Source organism: Streptomyces sp. NPDC048419, from assembly GCF_043200415.1.
GTDB lineage: Bacteria > Actinomycetota > Actinomycetes > Streptomycetales > Streptomycetaceae > Streptomyces.
Genome location: NZ_JBICXT010000026.1, coordinates 38254 through 55409, shown reverse-complemented (window position 1 = coordinate 55409; position 17156 = coordinate 38254). Strand labels below are relative to the sequence as shown.

At 71.8% G+C, this 17156-nt stretch carries 12 protein-coding genes and 1 pseudogene; 4 read left to right on the top strand and 9 right to left on the bottom strand.

Annotated elements, in window-relative coordinates:
* Positions 1-44: 44 nt before the first annotated feature.
* Together ACGFYN_RS37785 and ACGFYN_RS37780 are read right to left on the bottom strand one after the other, a co-directional pair.
* Positions 45-1052, bottom strand: a complete 1008-nt coding sequence (locus ACGFYN_RS37785; RefSeq protein WP_393870497.1) for a Ppx/GppA family phosphatase — start codon at positions 1050-1052, stop codon at positions 45-47.
* A 154-nt stretch (positions 1053-1206) separates the two neighbouring features.
* Positions 1207-2709 (bottom strand): MFS transporter, encoded by a 1503-nt coding sequence (locus ACGFYN_RS37780; protein ID WP_393870496.1) that lies wholly within the window; start codon positions 2707-2709, stop codon positions 1207-1209.
* A 162-nt stretch (positions 2710-2871) separates the two neighbouring features.
* On the opposite strand from ACGFYN_RS37780, the gene ACGFYN_RS37775 reads away from it, so the two are divergent.
* Both ACGFYN_RS37775 and ACGFYN_RS37770 read left to right on the top strand, forming a co-directional pair.
* The gene (locus ACGFYN_RS37775; RefSeq protein ID WP_393870495.1) at positions 2872-3216 is read left to right on the top strand and encodes an ArsR/SmtB family transcription factor; all 345 of its coding nucleotides are present in this window, start codon (positions 2872-2874) and stop codon (positions 3214-3216) included.
* Positions 3217-3222: 6 nt separating this feature from the next.
* Positions 3223-3750, top strand: coding sequence for an SRPBCC family protein (locus ACGFYN_RS37770; RefSeq protein ID WP_393870494.1), 528 nt, complete (start codon positions 3223-3225; stop codon positions 3748-3750).
* A gap of 4 nt (positions 3751-3754) precedes the next feature.
* Here ACGFYN_RS37770 and ACGFYN_RS37765 read toward each other — a convergent pair whose 3' ends face one another.
* The 5 genes from ACGFYN_RS37765 to ACGFYN_RS37745 all read right to left on the bottom strand — a co-directional run bounded on the left by ACGFYN_RS37765 (position 3755) and on the right by ACGFYN_RS37745 (position 10805).
* Positions 3755-6571 (bottom strand): NHLP bacteriocin export ABC transporter permease/ATPase subunit, encoded by a 2817-nt coding sequence (locus ACGFYN_RS37765; protein WP_393870493.1) that lies wholly within the window; start codon positions 6569-6571, stop codon positions 3755-3757.
* Between the two features lies 1 nt (position 6572).
* The gene (locus tag ACGFYN_RS37760; protein ID WP_393870492.1) at positions 6573-8795 is read right to left on the bottom strand and encodes an NHLP family bacteriocin export ABC transporter peptidase/permease/ATPase subunit; all 2223 of its coding nucleotides are present in this window, start codon (positions 8793-8795) and stop codon (positions 6573-6575) included.
* The gene (locus tag ACGFYN_RS37755; RefSeq protein ID WP_393870491.1) at positions 8792-9598 is read right to left on the bottom strand and encodes an HlyD family efflux transporter periplasmic adaptor subunit; all 807 of its coding nucleotides are present in this window, start codon (positions 9596-9598) and stop codon (positions 8792-8794) included. The genes ACGFYN_RS37760 and ACGFYN_RS37755 overlap by 4 nt, the downstream gene beginning before the upstream one ends.
* A gap of 121 nt (positions 9599-9719) precedes the next feature.
* Positions 9720-9935 carry a type A2 lantipeptide gene (locus tag ACGFYN_RS37750; RefSeq protein ID WP_393870490.1) on the bottom strand — a complete coding sequence of 72 codons (216 nt, stop codon included), beginning with the start codon at positions 9933-9935 and terminating at the stop codon, positions 9720-9722.
* Between the two features lie 456 nt (positions 9936-10391).
* Positions 10392-10805 (bottom strand): PaaI family thioesterase, encoded by a 414-nt coding sequence (locus ACGFYN_RS37745; RefSeq protein ID WP_393870489.1) that lies wholly within the window; start codon positions 10803-10805, stop codon positions 10392-10394.
* A 190-nt stretch (positions 10806-10995) separates the two neighbouring features.
* Between ACGFYN_RS37745 and ACGFYN_RS37740 the strand changes: the two genes are divergently transcribed.
* Positions 10996-12420, top strand: coding sequence for a S1 family peptidase (locus ACGFYN_RS37740; RefSeq protein WP_393870488.1), 1425 nt, complete (start codon positions 10996-10998; stop codon positions 12418-12420).
* A 114-nt stretch (positions 12421-12534) separates the two neighbouring features.
* Here ACGFYN_RS37740 and ACGFYN_RS37735 read toward each other — a convergent pair whose 3' ends face one another.
* Complete coding sequence (locus ACGFYN_RS37735; protein ID WP_393870487.1) at positions 12535-14679, bottom strand: SpoIIE family protein phosphatase; 2145 nt, start codon at positions 14677-14679, stop codon at positions 12535-12537.
* A 336-nt stretch (positions 14680-15015) separates the two neighbouring features.
* Between ACGFYN_RS37735 and ACGFYN_RS37730 the strand changes: the two genes are divergently transcribed.
* Positions 15016-15624: a LuxR C-terminal-related transcriptional regulator gene (locus tag ACGFYN_RS37730; protein WP_393870486.1), complete on the top strand. Its 609-nt coding sequence runs from the start codon at positions 15016-15018 to the stop codon at positions 15622-15624.
* Positions 15625-15930: 306 nt separating this feature from the next.
* On the opposite strand, the pseudogene ACGFYN_RS37725 reads toward ACGFYN_RS37730, so the two are convergent.
* Positions 15931-16302: pseudogene (locus ACGFYN_RS37725) on the bottom strand (ATP-binding cassette domain-containing protein); the annotation flags it as partial.
* Positions 16303-17156: the final 854 nt, after the last annotated feature.

Sequence of the window (17156 nt, the reverse complement as noted above, 5' to 3'; positions counted from 1 at the left end):
CGGAATGGCACCCCACCGGCCCCGGTCACCCGGGCTTCCCCGGTTCAGGTCGTCGCGGCCGCGAGCCGCAGCCGCACCGGGTCCGGGGGAGTGGGCGCCTCGGCGGCGCGGGTGATCTCCGCCCACCAGGACGCGCCGTCCTCGATATGGCGCAGCAGCACGCCCTCGCGGATCGCCCACGGGCAGATGCTGACCGTCTTCAGGCCCGTCAGCTTCAGTGCGGTGTGCCCGACCACGGCCCCGGCCAGGCTCTGCCGGGCGCGCGGCGCGGAGATGCCGGGCAGCGCGGCGCGTTCGGCGACCGGCAGGGCGGCCAGCCGGTCGACCGCCTCCCGCAGGTCCCCGCGGTGCAACTGCCGTTCCTCGAAGGGGCCGTGACGCCCGGGCGCCGCCCCGCACAACCGGCCCAGCTGCTGGAACGTACGAGAGGTGACCACCGCGGTGCGCGGTCCCTCCCAGCGGATCCGCGCCGCCACGTCCCGCAGCTGGTGCCGGACCTTGCGGCGCAGTGCCCGCATCTGGTCCGGCGCGGGCAGCCCGTCGTCCGGGAAGAACTCATGGGTCAGCCGTCCCGCGCCGAGCGGCAGCGAGGCCACGAAGTCCGGCAGCCGGCCGCGTCCGAAGGCCACCTCCAGGGAACCGCCGCCGATGTCCAGCAGGGCCAGCGGCCCCGACCGCCAGCCCATCCAGCGCCGCGCCCCCAGGAACGTCAGCTCGGCCTCCAGCTCGCCGGGCAGGGTGCACAGCGCGACCCCGGTCCGCGACCGGACGGCGCGCAGCACCTCCTGGCGGTTCGGGGCGGCCCGCACCACGGCGGTCGCGAAGGCCAGCGGACCGGCGGCACCCCAGCGGGTCGCGGTCCGGCTCGCTTCCGCGACCGCCGTGACCAGCCGCTCCACCGCCTCTTCGGGGATGTCGCTGCCCGGCCTCACCTGCTCGCTCAGCCGCAGTCGCCACTTCGCGGTGTGCACCGGCAGCGGAACCCCGCCCTCGGCGTCCGCCACCACCAGCCGGACCGTGTTCGATCCCACATCCACCACGCTTATTCTCATGGCCCGGTGGGTACCCCGGTCCGAACGCCCACACGCACGCCGTGGGTGCCGAAGGCGAACCGGCAGAGCCGCGCTGGGCGCAGGGCATGAAGAGAGGCCGCCGTCTCCCTGCGGACGGCGGCCTCTCGGACCGGTGCGGCTCGGGTCCCCCGGATCACATGTGGACGACGGGTGCGGCGTCCTCGTGCTGCTCCGGAACCCCGCGGCGGTAGAGCAGGAACGCGATCACAGTGCCGGCGGCGAACAGACCCGCCGACCACCAGAAGGCGGTGGTGTAGCTCTCGATCGTCGCCTGGGCCCGGACCAGCTTGTCGGCCGGGTTCCTGCCGACCAGGTAGTTGGTGGCGGCGCTCGCGGCCAGCGTGTTCAGCAGGGCCGTACCGATCGAACCACCCACCTGCTGCATGGCGTTGACCGTGGCCGAGGCGACGCCCGCGTCCTCGGCCGCCACCCCGCCGGTGGCCAGCTGCATGGCCGCCGGCATCACCAGGCCGAGACCGGCACCGATGATGATCAGCTGCGGCAGCACCGCGCCGGCGTAGCTGGAGCCGATGTCGATCCCGGCCAGCCAGGCCATGCCCACCGCCGCGATCGCGAAGCCCAGCGGCACGACCGCCTTCGGGCCGATCCGCGGCACCAGGACCGTGGTGCCGAGCTGTGCCGCCACCATCAGCGCGCCGACCATCGGCAGGAACGCGACGCCCGTCTTCGTCGGGCTGAAGCCGAGGTTGAGCTGGAGGTAGTAGGTGAGGAAGAGGAAGACGCCGAACATGCCGCCGGCGGAGATCAGCACGGCGAGGAACGAGGCGGCCCGGTTGCGGTCGAGCAGGATGCGCAGCGGCAGCAGCGGGTGCTTGGCCCGGGTCTGCCACCAGGCGAATGCGGCCAGCAACAGGCCACCGGCGATCAGGAAGCCCCAGGTCAGCGGCGAACCCCAGTCGTGCGTCTCGGCGTTGGAGAAGCCGTAGACGAGGGAGAACAGACCGGCGGCGACGAGCACCGTGCCCGGTACGTCCAGCTTGGCGCTCGCGTCGTCGCGGTGGTTGGTCAGCAGCACCCAGCCGCCGATGAAGGCGACGACGGCGATCAGCACGTTCACGTACAGCGTCCAGCGCCAGTCGAACGCGTCGGTCAGGACGCCGCCGAGCAGCAGACCCACCGCACCGCCGGCACCGGCGATGGCGCCGTAGACGCTGAACGCCCGCGCGCGCTCCTTGGCGTCGGTGAACGTGGTGTTGAGCAGGGAGAGCGCGGCCGGGGCGAGCAGCGCGCCGAAGGCACCCTGCAGGGCGCGCGCGGTGACCAGCATGCCGAATCCGTTCGCGGCACCGCCGAGTGCGGAGACGCCGGCGAAGCCGACCACGCCTATGAGGAAGGCGGTCTTGCGGCCGAACAGGTCGGCGATACGGCCGCCGAGCAGCAGCAGGGAGGCGAAGGCCAGGGCGTAGGCGGTGACGATCCACTGCCGGTTGCCGTCGGAGAAGCCGAGGTCGGCCTGGGCCGAGGGCAGGGCGATGTTCACGATGGTGGCGTCGAGCACCACCATCAGCTGGGCGACGGCGATGACCGCGAGGATCCACCACCGCTTGGACGACGCCTCGGCCGGCGCCTCGACCGCACCCTGCTGGGTGCCGTCGCTCAAGGTTTTCTGGGACATGGGAGAACCACTCCAGGGAAGTCGTTCGAGCAGTTTCTAAACGAAACGGTTTCGTACACGTCGAGATTAGACCACCCCGAGCGAAACGGCAACGTTTCGCTGGACGTGACGAGCGTCATGTATTCGTTGACAGGAATATAACCGCGGCGGCATATTGGAACCATGTCCGACAGCGCTCTCTGGACCGCTCTCGCCGACCCTCACCGCAGGGCCATCGTCGCGCTGCTCCTGGAGCGGCCGCGGCCCGTGGGCGAGATCGTGGAGGCGTGCGGCCTGAGTCAGCCGAGCACCTCGAAGCATCTGAAGGTGCTGCGCGAGGCAGGTCTGGTCCGGGTACGGCAGGACGCGCAGCGTCGCGTCTACGCCCTCGACCCCGCCCCGATCGCCGACCTCGACGTGTGGCTCGCGCCCTACCGCGAGCTGTGGAACCGCAGCCTGGACAAGCTGGCCCGGCGCCTCGACGAGACGGCGCCGGACGATCCCGAGGAACCCGCCCCGAAGGACTGATCCACCATGGCCGCTGATCTCACCGGCACCTATCTGACCCTGGACGACGGCCGCCCGGCCGTCCGCTTCAGCCGCATCTACGACCATCCGATCGAGCGCGTCTGGCAGTTCGTGACCGACGCCGGGGAACTCGCCCAGTGGTTCCCCTCCCGGGCCGAGATCGACCCGCGCCCCGGCGGCACGATCACCTTCAGCGGCGACCCGAACATGCCCGAGTCCACGGGCCGGGTGCTGGGCCTCGACGAGCCGCGCCACCTCTCCTTCGAATGGGGCGGCGACGAACTCCACTTCGACCTGGAGGCGCTCGACGACAAGCGCACCCGCTTCACCCTCACCAACGTCCTGCAGGCCGCCGACACCGCCTCGCGCAACGGCGCCGGCTGGGAGGTGTGCCTGGCCGCACTCGACGCGAAGGCACGCGGCGAGCGGTTCGAGGAACCGCACGCCGGGGCGAGCACACCGTGGAAGGAGTTCTACGACCGCTACATCGAGGCCGGTGTGCCCAGCGGGGCGCCCGTTCCCGGCCTCGACTGACCCCTCAGGCCATCTGCCGCCGCACCAGCTCGTGCAGCCGCCCGCCGGTGTCCGCGAGCAGCTGTGCGGGCGGGCCCTGCTGGGCGATCTTGCCGTCCTCCATCACGATCACGCGGTCGGCGTCCAGCACGGTGGACAGCCGGTGCGCGATGACGATCCGGGTGGCGTTCAGGGCCTTGGTCGACTCGATCACCGTGCGCTGCGTCTCGTTGTCCAGGGCGCTGGTCGCCTCGTCGAAGAAGAGGATGCGCGGCCGGCGGATCAGTGCCTGCGCGATCATCAGTCGCTGACGCTGGCCGCCGGAGACGGCCCCGCTGCCCGAGACGATCGTGTGCAGCCCCATCGGCATCCGCTTGATGTCCTCGGCGAGGCCCGCCATCTCGGCCGCCGCCATCGCCTCCTCCGGCGTGTACGGCTCGGTGCCGCAGATGACGTCCAGGATGGAGCCGGTGAACGGCTGCGCGTGCTGCAGCACCACACCGCACTGCCGGCGCACCGCCGACTGGTCGAGCGCGCCCAGGTCCTGGCCGTCGTACAGGACGCTGCCCGAGACCGGCCTGTCGAAGCCGATCAGCAGCCTGAGCAGGGTCGACTTGCCGCAGCCACTGGGGCCGACGACCGCCACGAACTCGCCGGGCCGCACCTCGAAGGAGAGGTCGTCGAGGACGAGCGGGCCGTCGTCGGAGTACCGGAACGACAGGCGCCGCGCCTCGATGGCGCCGGTCAGCGGGCCGGGCCGGGTGGAGCCGGTGCGGACCTCCGGGGTGGCCTCCAGCACCGGCTTGATCTCCTCGAACAGCGGCAGCGCGGCCACCGCCGAGACGAACGCGCCGGTCAGCTGGGTGACCGAGGTCAGCACCATCGTCACCGAGGTGTTGAAGGTGAGGAACGCTGCCGCCGACATCACCCCGCGTGCGGGACCCGCCAGCAGCATGAACATCAGCAGGGTGCACAGGGGCAGATACACCGCACCCAGCACCGTGGTGAGGTTCTTGATCCGCCCCACCTTCTGCTGGAGTTCACGGCTGTGCGCGAACTCCGAGGCCCAGGCGGCGTACGCGTAGTTCTCGGCCGCCGCGACCCGGAGCTTGGGCAGCCCGCGCAGCGTCTGGAACGCCTGGTTGTTCAGCTTGTTGCCGAGCACCACCAGCTTGCGCTGCCAGCGCACCTGCCACAGGCCGAGCGCCAGGAAGACGGCGCCGATGACGACCAGCATGCCGATCGCCGCGAAGGCCATCGAGGCGCTGTACCAGAACAGCAGCGCCAGGTTCATCGCGCCGATGGTCACCGACTGCGCGACGACGGGCCCGACGCCCGCCATCAGACGGCGCATCGCGCTGATGCCCATGGCCGCGCTGGCCAGCTCGCCGGTCGAGCGTTCCGTGAAGAACTTGGTCGGCAGCCTCAACAACCGGTCCCAGACGGCGGGTTGGAGGGTGGCCTCGATCCGGCCCTCCATCCGCAGGATGGTGAGGTTCTCCAGCAGCATGAAGGCCGCCGCCACCAGGCTGGTGAGCATCACGGCCAGACAGACCTGGACGATCAGGTTCGTCTGGGCCTTCGGCACGAACTCGCCGAGCACCTTGCCGGTCGCGATCGGCACCAGCGCGCCGATCGCCACCGTCACCAGACCGCTGACCAGCAGGTTGGTCAGATCGCCGCCCGTTCCCTGCATGCTGAACCGCATCAGCCGCAGCGGGCTGAGCGCGCGGTCCGGCAGCGGCCGGTAGAACATCACCGCGCGGGGCTCGAACTCCTCCGCGTTCGCCTTCTCGATCGGTGTCTCACGCCCGGTCGCGGGGTGTACGGCGACGTAGCCGCCGCGTCGCCACAGCAGCGAGACCGGCGCACCCGACAGCGCCCGGTGTCCCACCAGCGGGCCGACGTTGTCCCGCCACCAGCTGCCGTCCAGGCGTACCGCCCGGGTCCGGACACGGGAGGCGACGGCCACGAGTTCCACCGGGTCCAGCCGGTCGTTCTCGGTGCCGCTCTGCGCGGGTTCGGCCAGCGTGATCCCGGCCGCCTCGGCGACCAGCCTGCACGCCGCGTACGAGGCGTCGGCGTCGGCGGCCGTGGTGCGCTTCGAGGAGGACTTGCCGATGGAGGCGAGCAGTGTGCGGTCGGCCTGGGCCCGGACCGCCTCGCCCGCCTTGATCCCGGCCGCCGTCCGGGTCTCGTGCGTGCGCTCCAGCTGCTCGATCCAGCGGTCCAGCGTGGTCAGCAGCCGGTACTGCTGGTCGACCATGCTCTGCCAGATCGCCGGGTCCATCAGCAGGTCGGCGGCGGCCTCGGCGCCGTACATCGAGCCGTACTGGACGCTGCCCGGCGGTACCTGCATCCAGAAGACGTCGTCGTCGGTCATCTCGGCGGCGCGTTCGGTCGCCGTCGGAGCCTGGAAGAGGATGGACAGGCTGCGGCCCACACCGAGGGCGAGGGCGTACTCCAGGGGGCTGGTCTGCGGCGGGACGTACTGGGGGTTGCCGTACTCGTCGTAGGACCAGGTCTGGGTGTTGGCAGGCTGGTACAGCTCGCGCAGTCCTATGCGGTGCACCACGCAGTCGCGCAACGGGCGCGCCACCAGGGTGTGCTGCGGCCCCGGGACCGGGCCGAGCAGCAGCGAGCCCGCCTCCAGGCGGCCGAGGTGGTGCCAGTGGCCCTGCTGCACGGCGTCCACCGCGAACAGGTCGAGGCTGCCGGACGCGACCAGCCACAGCACCTGCGGGCCTTCGAGGTCGAGCCGGGTCAGGCCGGTGCAGTCGATGCGCGAGCCCATGGACCCGAGCGCGCCGAGAACCAGGTCGCCTTCCTGAGAGGTCGTCATCTCACCGTTCCCTGACCAGCGCGGCGTACGCGCCGCCGCGTGCCACCAGGTCCTCGTGCCGTCCGCGTTCCACGATCGTGCCGTGCTGGAGCACGACGATCTCGTCGCTGTCGCGCACGGTGCTCAGCCGGTGCGCGATCACCACGCAGGCGCAGCCGCGCCGGCGCAGGTTGTCCATCACGGCCAGCTCGGTCTCCGCGTCCAGGGCGCTGGTCACCTCGTCGAGGACCAGGATGCTGGGCCGGCGCACCAGCGCGCGGGCGATCTCCAGACGCTGGCGCTGCCCACCGGAGAAGTTGCGGCCGTCCTGCTCGACCTTGCTGTGGATACCGCCCGGGCGTCGCGTCACGACGTCGTACAGGGCCGCGTCCCGCAGGGCGTCCACCACCGCTTCGTCGGGGATCGACGGGTCCCACAGCGCCACGTTGTCGCGGACCGAGCCCTCGAAGAGGAAGACCTCCTGGTCGACGAAGGAGACCGAGGCGGCGAGCGCGCCGCGCGGGATGTCGTCCAGGCGCCGTCCGTCGATGCGGATCACGCCCTCCCACGGGGTGTACAGGCCCGAGATCAGTCGCGAGACGGTGGACTTGCCGCTGCCCGAGCCGCCGACGAGGGCGACCTGCTGGCCGGGGCCCACGGTCAGGTCGAAGCCGGTGAGCAGGGGCTTGTCGAGCGGGTTGTAGCCGAAGCTGATGTTCTGCAGCTCGACGTGGCCCTGCAGGCGGCGCGTGGAGTCGCCTGCGCCGTGGCGGCCGTAGAGCGGGTCGGCCTGGAAGTTCTCGACGTCCTTCAGCCGGGCCACGTCGGCGGCGAAGTCCTGGATGCGGCCCGCGACGCCGTTGAGCCTGGTGATCGGGGCGGTGAAGCGGGTGACCAGCGACTGGAAGGCGACCAGCAGGCCGACCGAGATGCCGCCCTCGACCGCCCGCATGCCGCCGATCCACAGGATCACCGCGCTGTTCAGCGAGGCCAGCGTCGGCGCGACCACGCCCAGCCAGGCGCTCGGCACACCGAGCCGCTGCTGCTCCTCCAGCGTGGTGGCGTGCTGCCCGGCCCACTTGCGGAAGTAGCCGTCCTCGCCGCCGGTCGCCTTCATCGTCTCGATCAGCTGAAGGCCGGTGTAGGCGGTGTTGGTCAGCCGGGCGCTGTCCGCGCGCAGCTTGGCCGTGCGGGTGGCACGCAGGCGGATCACGACCCGCATGGCGACGATGTTGAGCAGGGCGACGCCGATGCCGACGAAGGTCAGCTGCGGGTCGTAGGTGTAGAGCAGGATCGCGTAGAGCACGACGACCACGCAGTCCACGCCCGCCGCTGCGAGGTCGCGGGCCAGGGTCTCGGCCACCTGGTCGTTGGACTGCAGCCGCTGCACCAGGTCGGCCGGGCTGCGCTGGGAGAAGAACGTCACCGGCAGCCGCAGCAGATGGCGCAGGAAGCGGGCGCTGGAGAGCGTGGAGGAGATGATGCGGCCGTGCAGCAGGTTGGACTGCTGCAGCCAGGTCAGCACCACCGTCAGCAGCACGCACGCGCCCATCGACGCGAACAGCACGGTCAGCAGAGAGGTCTGGCCGCCGATGAGGAACTCGTCGATGTAGGTGCGGCTGAGCGCCGGCACCGCCGCACCGACCACGACCAGCAGCAGGCTCGCCAGCACCGCGGCGGGCATGGTGCCCGCGGTGCCGCGCAGCCGGGCCGGCATCGCGCCCAGGACGCCGGGTTTGCGGCCGCCCTTGGTGAAGCCGTCGCCGGGCTCCATCACCAGCACGACGCCGGTGAAGCTGCCGTCGAAGTCCTCCATGGGCACGAAACGGCGGCCCTTGCCGGGGTCGTTGATGTAGACCCCGCGGCGGCCGAAGCGGCGCCCCATGCCGTCGTAGACGACGTAGTGGTTGAACTCCCAGAACAGGACGGCCGGCGTCTTCACCTCGGCGAGGGCGGCCGTGTCCATCTGCATGCCCTTGGCGGTCAGGCCGTAACTGCGCGCCGCCTTCAGCAGGTTGCTGGCGCGCGAGCCGTCGCGGGAGACGCCGCAGGCGATGCGCAGCTCCTCCAGCGGTACGTGCTTGCCGTAGTGGCCGAGGACCATCGCGAGGGAGGCGGCGCCGCACTCCACGGCCTCCATCTGGAGGACGGTGGGGGTGCGGACGGTCTTCGACTTTCCCGTGGGCACGGGGCGCTTGGGCGGAGCGGCGCGTCGCCTGCTCCGCGTCTCCTGTGCGGTGCTCACGGCAGCAGCCAATCGACGGGACGCTGATCGGACAGCCGGATCGAGCCGGAGGCCATGGTCATGGAGGAGAGGCGGAAGGGCGGCCCGTCCTTGGACGACCACCGGTAGCCGCTCTTCGTGCTCGACGACTTGTCCAGCTTGACCAGTACGGCCACCGGGCGGCCCTTCTTGGTGAACTGCTCGCCCAGCTGGCTGTCCCCGAGGAACGCGGCGATCTGCTGGGACGACTGCGCGGAGCGGTCGACCGACTTCACATGGCCGTGCAGGACGCCGTACGTCTGGGTGGGCACCGAGGAGACGGTCAGGTCCACCGTGGCGTCGGCGGGTATGGAGGCGGCGTTCTCGGCCGGGACGTAGATCGTGGCGTAGAGCGGGTCGTCGGCCTTGGCGACCTTCTCCACGGCGGCGACGTTCGCGCCGGTCTGGATGATCTGGCCGATGGTGGCGGCGAGGCCGGTGATCCGGCCCGCGGCGACCGTGCGGACGACGGTGTCGCCCTGGGCGGTCTTGACCTTCAGGACCGGTGCGTCGGCAGGCAGGCGCTCGCCCTGCTGGGCGAGGACCGCTGTGACCTGGCCCGCGACCGGGCTCTGCAGGATGTAACTGCCTTCGCCGTGCGTGAGGATGGCGGGCGCGCCGACGGTGGAGGTCACCGAGCCGGTCACCGCCCACACCGAGGCGGCCGCGATGGCGACCACCGTGACGGACAGCACGAGCCAGCCCTGGGGGCGGGCGAAGCGCACCGGAAGGTCCAGCTCCTCCGGCGACTGGAGCTTGGCGAGGGCCTGTTGGCGGAACTGCACGGAACTTTCCCTCACCTGAAAACGAGAGAGGACCGGCTCGCGCGAGCCGGCTGAGTCACGACAACCGAAGGCCCCGGAGCCGCGGTGCGACTCCGGGACTCAACGATCACAAAAGGTGCGATCAGAGACCGGCGACCAGGTTGGTGACCGGAGCGGTGCTCAGGCCGGTCACACCCTCGACGGTGCCGATGGCGGTGTTCAGGACGCCGGAAACCGGGGCAACGCCGTCGAGCGCACCCGTGACGGTGTTGACCGCGTTCACGGAAAGGCCGCCGGAGACGTTGTCGAGCTCGGCGTCGGAGATCTCGACGGTCTCAACGCGGGGGGTGGAGTTCATGATGGAACTTCCCTTCGTATGGATATTTCACAAGGGGGGAGCGGCCCCCCTCTGGGGGACAGAGCGACGGCCGCGACCGCGAGCGCCGGGCGCCCGTTGCCGGGAACCCTTCGCGGCCCCCGCGGTGCGATGGATCAAAGCACGGTGCGGGGCCGGGCTTCCAATCAACCAGGCCTCTCATCAGGCAACTTGGACCTCAGGGGTACCGATCGGTGCAGGGCTGCGCACGAATCGGTGGCCACTTCTTCACATGCGTCACGGCATCGGCCCGCCCGGGGCCTTGCCGCCGGATCGACGAATCCGACACTCCCGTCACAACGGCGTGGCGCAAGCCGTCTGTGTGTGCAGATCCTTCGCGGGGGGTGACTCCGTTGCGTATTGGCTGTGCAGATTGGTTGAAGCTTGGATTCAGATCCGTGTTCTGAACGGAGGGTCGTCGTTCGACTGCGGACCGTGTCAGCCCAGCAGCGCGTAGACCGTGCTCGCACGCGCGGCCAGTTCCCCTGACGCCGCGTCGGTCATCGCGATGTCCGCGAACGCCGTCCGGCGGCCGAGCTTGGTGAGCACCGCCTCGATCAGGACATCCGCACCGGTCACCGCCCGCTGGAACGACGTGGACTGCTGCACCGTCGTCATCGGGACGAACGCCCCGCGCGCGGCCGACACCGCGATCACGGTGGCCGTGTCGGCGGCGGCCATCAGCGCCTGCCCCGACAGCCCGCCGCCCTCCCGCGACAGCCGGTCCGACCAGGGAAGTCGCAGCGTGGCCCGGTCGTCGCCCAACGCCTGAACGGTCAGGTCCAGTTCGAGGACCCAAGGGGCGAAGTTGGCGGAGAGGATCTTGTCGGCTTCGGCGGTGGTCATCGTCATATGGGCGATTGTTCCCCGCGCCGGTTCGCCGGACGCGGGTCATGGCCGATTCGGCATCGGGCAAAGCGAGTTGGCAAACGGAATTGAACGCACCGTGCGGCCCGTGCGTACCAACAGCCATCCAGGCGCCCGAACAGAACAGCTGCCGCACGGCGGCACAGACTCCGGTCCCCCCAGGAGGTCGAGAAGTTTGAGTCACAAGCGAATTCCGAAGCGCAAGGCCGCGATCGCGGCGGGCAGCGTCGTGGCGCTCGGCGCGGCCGCAATCCTGCTGCCTCACGCCAACGCGTCGCAGGACGGCTCGTCGACCGACGCCGCCCCGAGGACCATGAAGGCGACCGACGCCTCGGATCTCGCCTCGCAGCTTCAGGGCCTTCTCGGCCAGGCCTTCGCCGGGTCGTACTACGACGCCGCCGCGCAGCAGCTGGTCGTCAACGTCATACCGGGCGACAACAACAACGTGGTCGTCCAGGCGAAGAAGGCGGGTGCGAAGGTCCGCGAGGTCAGCAACAGCCTCGCCGCGCTGAAGACGGGCGCGCAGACCCTGAAGGCCAAGGCGACCATCCCGGGCACGGCCTGGGCGGTCGACCCGAAGACCAACAAGCTCGCCGTCACGGCCGACTCCACGGTCACCGGCGCCGACTGGGACAGACTGACGTCCACGGTCAAGAGCCTCGGCGACGGCATGGCCACCGTGAAGAAGTCCTCCGGCTCCTTCAAGACGCTCGTCTCCGGCGGCGACGCCATCTTCTCCCAGGTGCAGGGCGGCACCGTCCGCTGCTCCCTCGGCTTCAACGTCAAGGCCAGCGACGGCAGTCCGGCCTTCCTGACCGCCGGTCACTGCGGAGTGGCGGCCAAGCAGTGGTCCGACTCCGAGACCGGACAGCCCATCGCCACGGTCGACCAGGCCACCTTCCCCGGCAACGGCGACTTCTCGCTCATCAAGTACGACGACCCCAACACCCAGGCCGCGAGCGAGGTCAACACCGGCGAGGGCAAGACCGTCCAGATCACCCAGGCCGCCGACGCCACCGTCGGTGAGCAGGTCTTCCGGATGGGCAGCACCACCGGGCTGCACGACGGCACCGTCACCGGCCTTGACGCCACGGTCAACTTCCAGAGCGAGACCGACCCGAACGGCGTCGACACCGTCACCGGCCTCATCCAGACCGACGTCTGCGCCGAGGCAGGCGACAGCGGCGGCTCCCTGTTCACCCAGGACGGCAGCGCGGTCGGCATGACCTCCGGCGGCAGCGGCGACTGCACCAGCGGCGGCGAGACCTTCTTCCAGCCGGTCACCGCCGCCCTGCAGGCCACGGGCGCCACGCTCGGCGACGGTGGCGCGGGCGCCGGCGGCTCCGCCGACCCGTCCGCCTCCGCGGGCGACCAGGCCGGTGGCGGCGACGCGGTCGGCGGTGGCGACACGGCCGACCCGTCCGCCACGGCGAGCGACGGTACCGGTGACCAGTCCGGGGCCGGCGCCGGCGACCAGTCCGGCGCGGGTACGGGCGACCAGTCAGGCGCGGGTACGGGCGACCAGAGCGGTGCGGGTACGGGCGACCAGAGCGGTGCCGGCGCGGGCGACGGATCGTCGTCGCTCACCGGGACCAACTGAGTCGTCTCACTTCAGAGGACCCACTGATCGGCCGGATCAGCGGTTCCAGGTCGACGGTGGACGGTCCGGCCCTCCGGCGGGAGGGTCGGACCGCGTCGTTCCGGCGCCCGGCCCTCAGGCCTGCGACCGGGCCCTGAGGAGCAGCAGTGCCACGTCGTCGAGGCGTTCGCGTGCGGCCGGGCTGTGCCGTACGAGATGGTCGGCGAGCTCGTCCAGCGGCAGTTCCCCTGCCTCGGCCAGCCGCTCTCCGAGACCGGCGAGCGCGTCCTCGATGTCCATGCCGGGGGACTCGATCAACCCGTCGGTGTAGAGGGCGAGTACGGAACCCGGCGCGAGGTCGACCTCCGTCGTCGGGTACACGGCGGCCTCGTCTATGCCGAGCAGCGGACCGCCGGCCAGGTCCAGCACCCGCACCCGCCCGTCGGGGCGGCGCAGCAGCGGCGGCGGATGTCCCGCCCTGGCCATCACGGCCCGCCCGCGCGCGGGATCGAGCCGCAGGTAGAGACAGCTCGCGAACAGGTCGACGCCGAGGTCGATCAGCAGGCGGTTGGTGCTGCGCATGACCTCCTCCGGAGCCTGCCCGACCGTCGTGTAGGCGCGCACGGCGGTACGGATCTGCCCCATCAGGCCGGCCGCGGTCACGTTGTGGCCCTGCACGTCCCCGATCACCGCCGCGGCCACGCCCTGCGAGGGCACCAGGTCGTAGAAGTCACCGCCGATCTCCATGCCGTGCGTGGCGGGCAGATAGCGCGAGGCCGCCTCCAGGCCGGGCAGCGGGGGCAAGGAGTGCGGCAGCAGCGCCGCCTGGAGACCGTGCGCCAGCTGGTGCTTGGCGTCGTAGAGCAGGGCCCGCTCCAGGGCCTGCGCGATCAGGCCGCCCAGGCTCGTCAGCACGGCTCGCTCGTCGGCGGGGAACGCGTGCGGTTCGGCGTAGGCGAGCACGCAGGTGCCCACCGGGCGGCCCGAGGCGACCAGCGGCAGGTAGGCCCAGGCCGCGAAGCCGTCGGGAGTGGCGTGCCGCGACGGATACAGGCGCTCCAGCTGCTCCTGCGAGTCGAAGAACGCGGGCACCCCGGTGTTGAGGGCGTGCGTTCCCGGCGTCGGCTCCGCCAGCGGCAGCCCGTTGAACCGCTCCACGACGTGCGGGTCCTCGTAGCCGCGGTGCCCGAGCACATGCAGCCGTCCCGCGCGTGAGCCGAGCATCACCAGTGCCTGGCTGCCGACGGCAGGCGCGACCTCGTCCGCGACCAGCTGCACCACGTCCTCCACGCCCGCCGCCTCGGTCAACGCCCCGGCCAGGGTCAGCACCTGGGAGATGGTGACCAGCCGGGACGGGGCGTCGTCGGGCTGCGGGGCGGCCCTGTGCATCTCCGCCACCGCCCGCGCCCGGGTGACCCGGACGCTCAGCCCGGACGTGCTCGGATACAGCCGGAACGACAGCCAGTCGCCGGGCGGGCGCAGCGCCACGAACGACGTGGTCTGCTGGCTGAGCAGCGCGCCCCGGTAGCGGTCCTCGTAGACGGGGTCGTTCAGCCACGGCACCGACGCCCACAGCTGGGTGCCGAGCAGGCGGCTGACCGGGAGCCCGATCAGCTCGGCCGCCGCGGCATTGGCGAAGCTGACCCGGCCGTGCAGATCGAGCGAGCACAGCCCGTACGGCAGCCGCGACACCATCCGGGCCGCCTCCACCGAGCCGAGCGAGCCGGACGCGCCGGTCACCGTGGGCACGCCGAGCAGATCGGGCTCCTGCAGCACGGGGCGGCTGTCCGCCATGGCACGCTCCAGCCGCAGCGCGAGCCGGCCGCAGGCCGCGGTCAGATGCTCGCGCTCCCGGTCGGAGAGCTCGGGCGGATGGGCGCCGGGCCAGGTCACGAAGACCGCGCCGTACACCGTCGACTCCGTCGCCACCGGCAGCGCGGCCAGCGAGAAGTGGTACGGCAGCACGACGGAGATCCGGGGATAGCTGTGCGCCATCTGCTGCTCGCCGCCCACCCACACCAGCCGCCGCTCCCGCACCGCGTCGGCCACCGGGATCGGCGCGCTGAGCCCGACCCGCTCCCAGGGGGCGGCGAAGGCGCGGGGCAGCCCGGCCATCACGGCCATCTCCAGCACGGGTTCACCGGACGCCAGCAGATACACCGCGCCGGAGTGCGCGTGGACCTCGTCCATCATCGAAGCGAGCGCCAGCGACAGCAGCGGCCGGCCCACCCGCGTTCTCGCGGCGGCCGGCGCCTGTACGGACCTCTGCCCGTCGGACACGCCGACCACCTCCTCGCACGGCCGCGCGACGGGTCCCAGGGACTAAATCTGCCCCGTGACGGCCGCTCCCGCACGGCGAGCGGTGCGACGAGGCGCCGGCCGGGTACGCGTTCGGGCGCAGAAGTGCTCCCGGAACGGTGAAGGACGGCCTCGTACCCCCTCGGCCCGGAACCATTCCCTCTCACTCGTTGCGCGCGGTGGTGCGCGTACGCCCCGCGTGCGCCCCCGCGCCCCGCAATGGCCGGATCTTCGCGCCCCTCGGGTGGTCGCCGGCGCGAAGAATGGGCACGCGTTCACCACTAATCAGACCGGCGGACGTTGAACGAGGGGCGGGCTGTGATCCGGGTATTACTGGTGCACGATGCGTGTCTGGTGCGATCGGTTCTGGCGGAGTGGCTGCGACGGGAACCGGACCTCCGAGTGGAGGACACACCTTGGCGGGGGGCGTACGGCCGGGCGCGGCTGCTGCGCCCCGATGTGTGCGCGGCGGATCTGGAGGCCGCGGACACATACGGCGTTCCACCACTCGGCGACCTGTGCTTACGCGGCCAGGACGAGATACGGCCGAGACTTCTCGTCCTGGCGAGTGCCCACCGGCCCGGCCTGCTGAAGCGGGCCATCGAGGCCGGGGCGACCGGCTACGTGGACAAGGCGGGACCACCGGACCACCTGGTGCGCGGGATCCGGCGGGTCGCCTCGGGGGAACGATTCGTCGACGACTCGCTCGGCTACGGCTTCCTGAAGGCCGCCGAGATGCCGCTGACCCGGCGCGAGCTGAGTGTGTTATCCCTGGCCGCCGAGGGTGCCTCCGTCGCGGAGATCGCGGGCAGCCTCCACCTGTCGCACGGGACCGTGCGCAACTACATGGCGGCCATCACCCGCAAGACCGGGGCCCGGAACCGTATCGACGCGATCCGGATCTCGCAGGGGGAGGGCTGGCTGTGACGGTGTCCCGGGAAGGGCCGCGCCCGGCGGCGCGGGCGTCCAGCTGCCGACCAGCTCCCGGTACAGCGGCGACGCCTCCAGCAGCTCGTCGTGGGTGCCGTACGCCGTGCCGCGCCCGTCCATGATCAGTACGCGGTCCGCGCGCCGGGCCGAGCTGATGCGGTGTGCCACGACGACCAGGGTGCCGCCCGGCCTCCGCGCGAAAGCACGCTCGGCGCGTTCCTCGGCCTGCGGATCGAGATGACAGGTCGCCTCGTCGAGCAGGGCGAGCGGGGCGTGCGACAGATACGCCCGGGTCAGCGCGATCAGCTGCCGTTCACCGGCGGAGAGTGCCGCCGGGTCGAGTGGGGCGCCGGGCCCGCCGAGCGCGTCGAGCAGCGGACGGAGCCCCACGGCATCGGCCGCCGCGAGCAGTTCGGCCTCCGGCACCGGGTCCGGCCGGAGGTGGGTGAGGTTCTCGGCGACGGTGCCGGTGAAGACGTACGCCTCCTGCGGGATGAGCACGCGATGGCGCGCTGCCGCGTCGGAGGGCACCGGCAGCCCGCCGACCCGGATCGTGCCGTGGCGCGGTTCCAGCAGCCCGGCGACCAGCGCGGTGAGCGTGGACTTCCCGATACCGCTGGGGCCGACGACGGCCAGGTGGGCGCCGGGGGAGAGGCAGAGGTCGAGGTCCTGCATCACAGGGGTCGCGGCCGGGCCGTAGGCGAAGGTGACGGAGGTGAGGGAGAGGGCGGGGGAGTGTTCGGCGGGGCGTGCCCGCTCGGGCGCCGGCGCCTGGGGCGCGGGTGCCGATGCCAGGCGCCGCAGGACCACCGTCAGGCGTGAGCCGCTCGTGCCCAGGCCGTGGACCAGGTTGCCCAGGGCCGGCAGGAGGGACTGGGTGACGTAGGCGAGGGCGCCGACCAGGGCGCCGGCGGTGACGCCGTGGGACAGGAGCCAGGGGGCGGCGGCGAGCAGGAGCACGATCGGGACCTGGCCGCCGATCGCGAGCGCCGCCACCCGTACGACGCCCCAGCGGGCGAGGGAGCGGGCGGCGCGCAGCTCGGCGTCGACGCGCTCTCCCGTGTCGGCGGCGATCCGTTCCTCGGCGCCGGTGGCGGTGATGTCCCGCAGCCCCGGGCAGACGGCACCGAGGCTTTCGGCCAGAGCCTCGTCGGCGACGAGGAACGCCTCCTGCCGGCGGGCCAACGGCCGCAGCGACACCGCGAACAGGGCGACTCCGGCCAGCAGCGGCGGTCCTACGGCCAGGAGCAGCATCGGGGCGAGCGAGAACAGCCCGGCCAGTGCCCCCACCGCCGTGAACAGGAACGACCGCGACACCATCACCAGCCCGGCGAAGGTCTCCCGCGCGATCTCCACCTGCTGGGTGAGCCCCGACAGCGCTCCGCCGCCGGCCTCGCGCACCCCGCGGCCGACCACCCGCTCCACGAGCCGGTCCCGCAGGGGTTCGACCAGCGCGGCGACGGACGCGTAGACCCGCCCGGTCCCGTACGCCCCCACGACGACCCCGAGCCCGGCCACTCCGAGCCAGG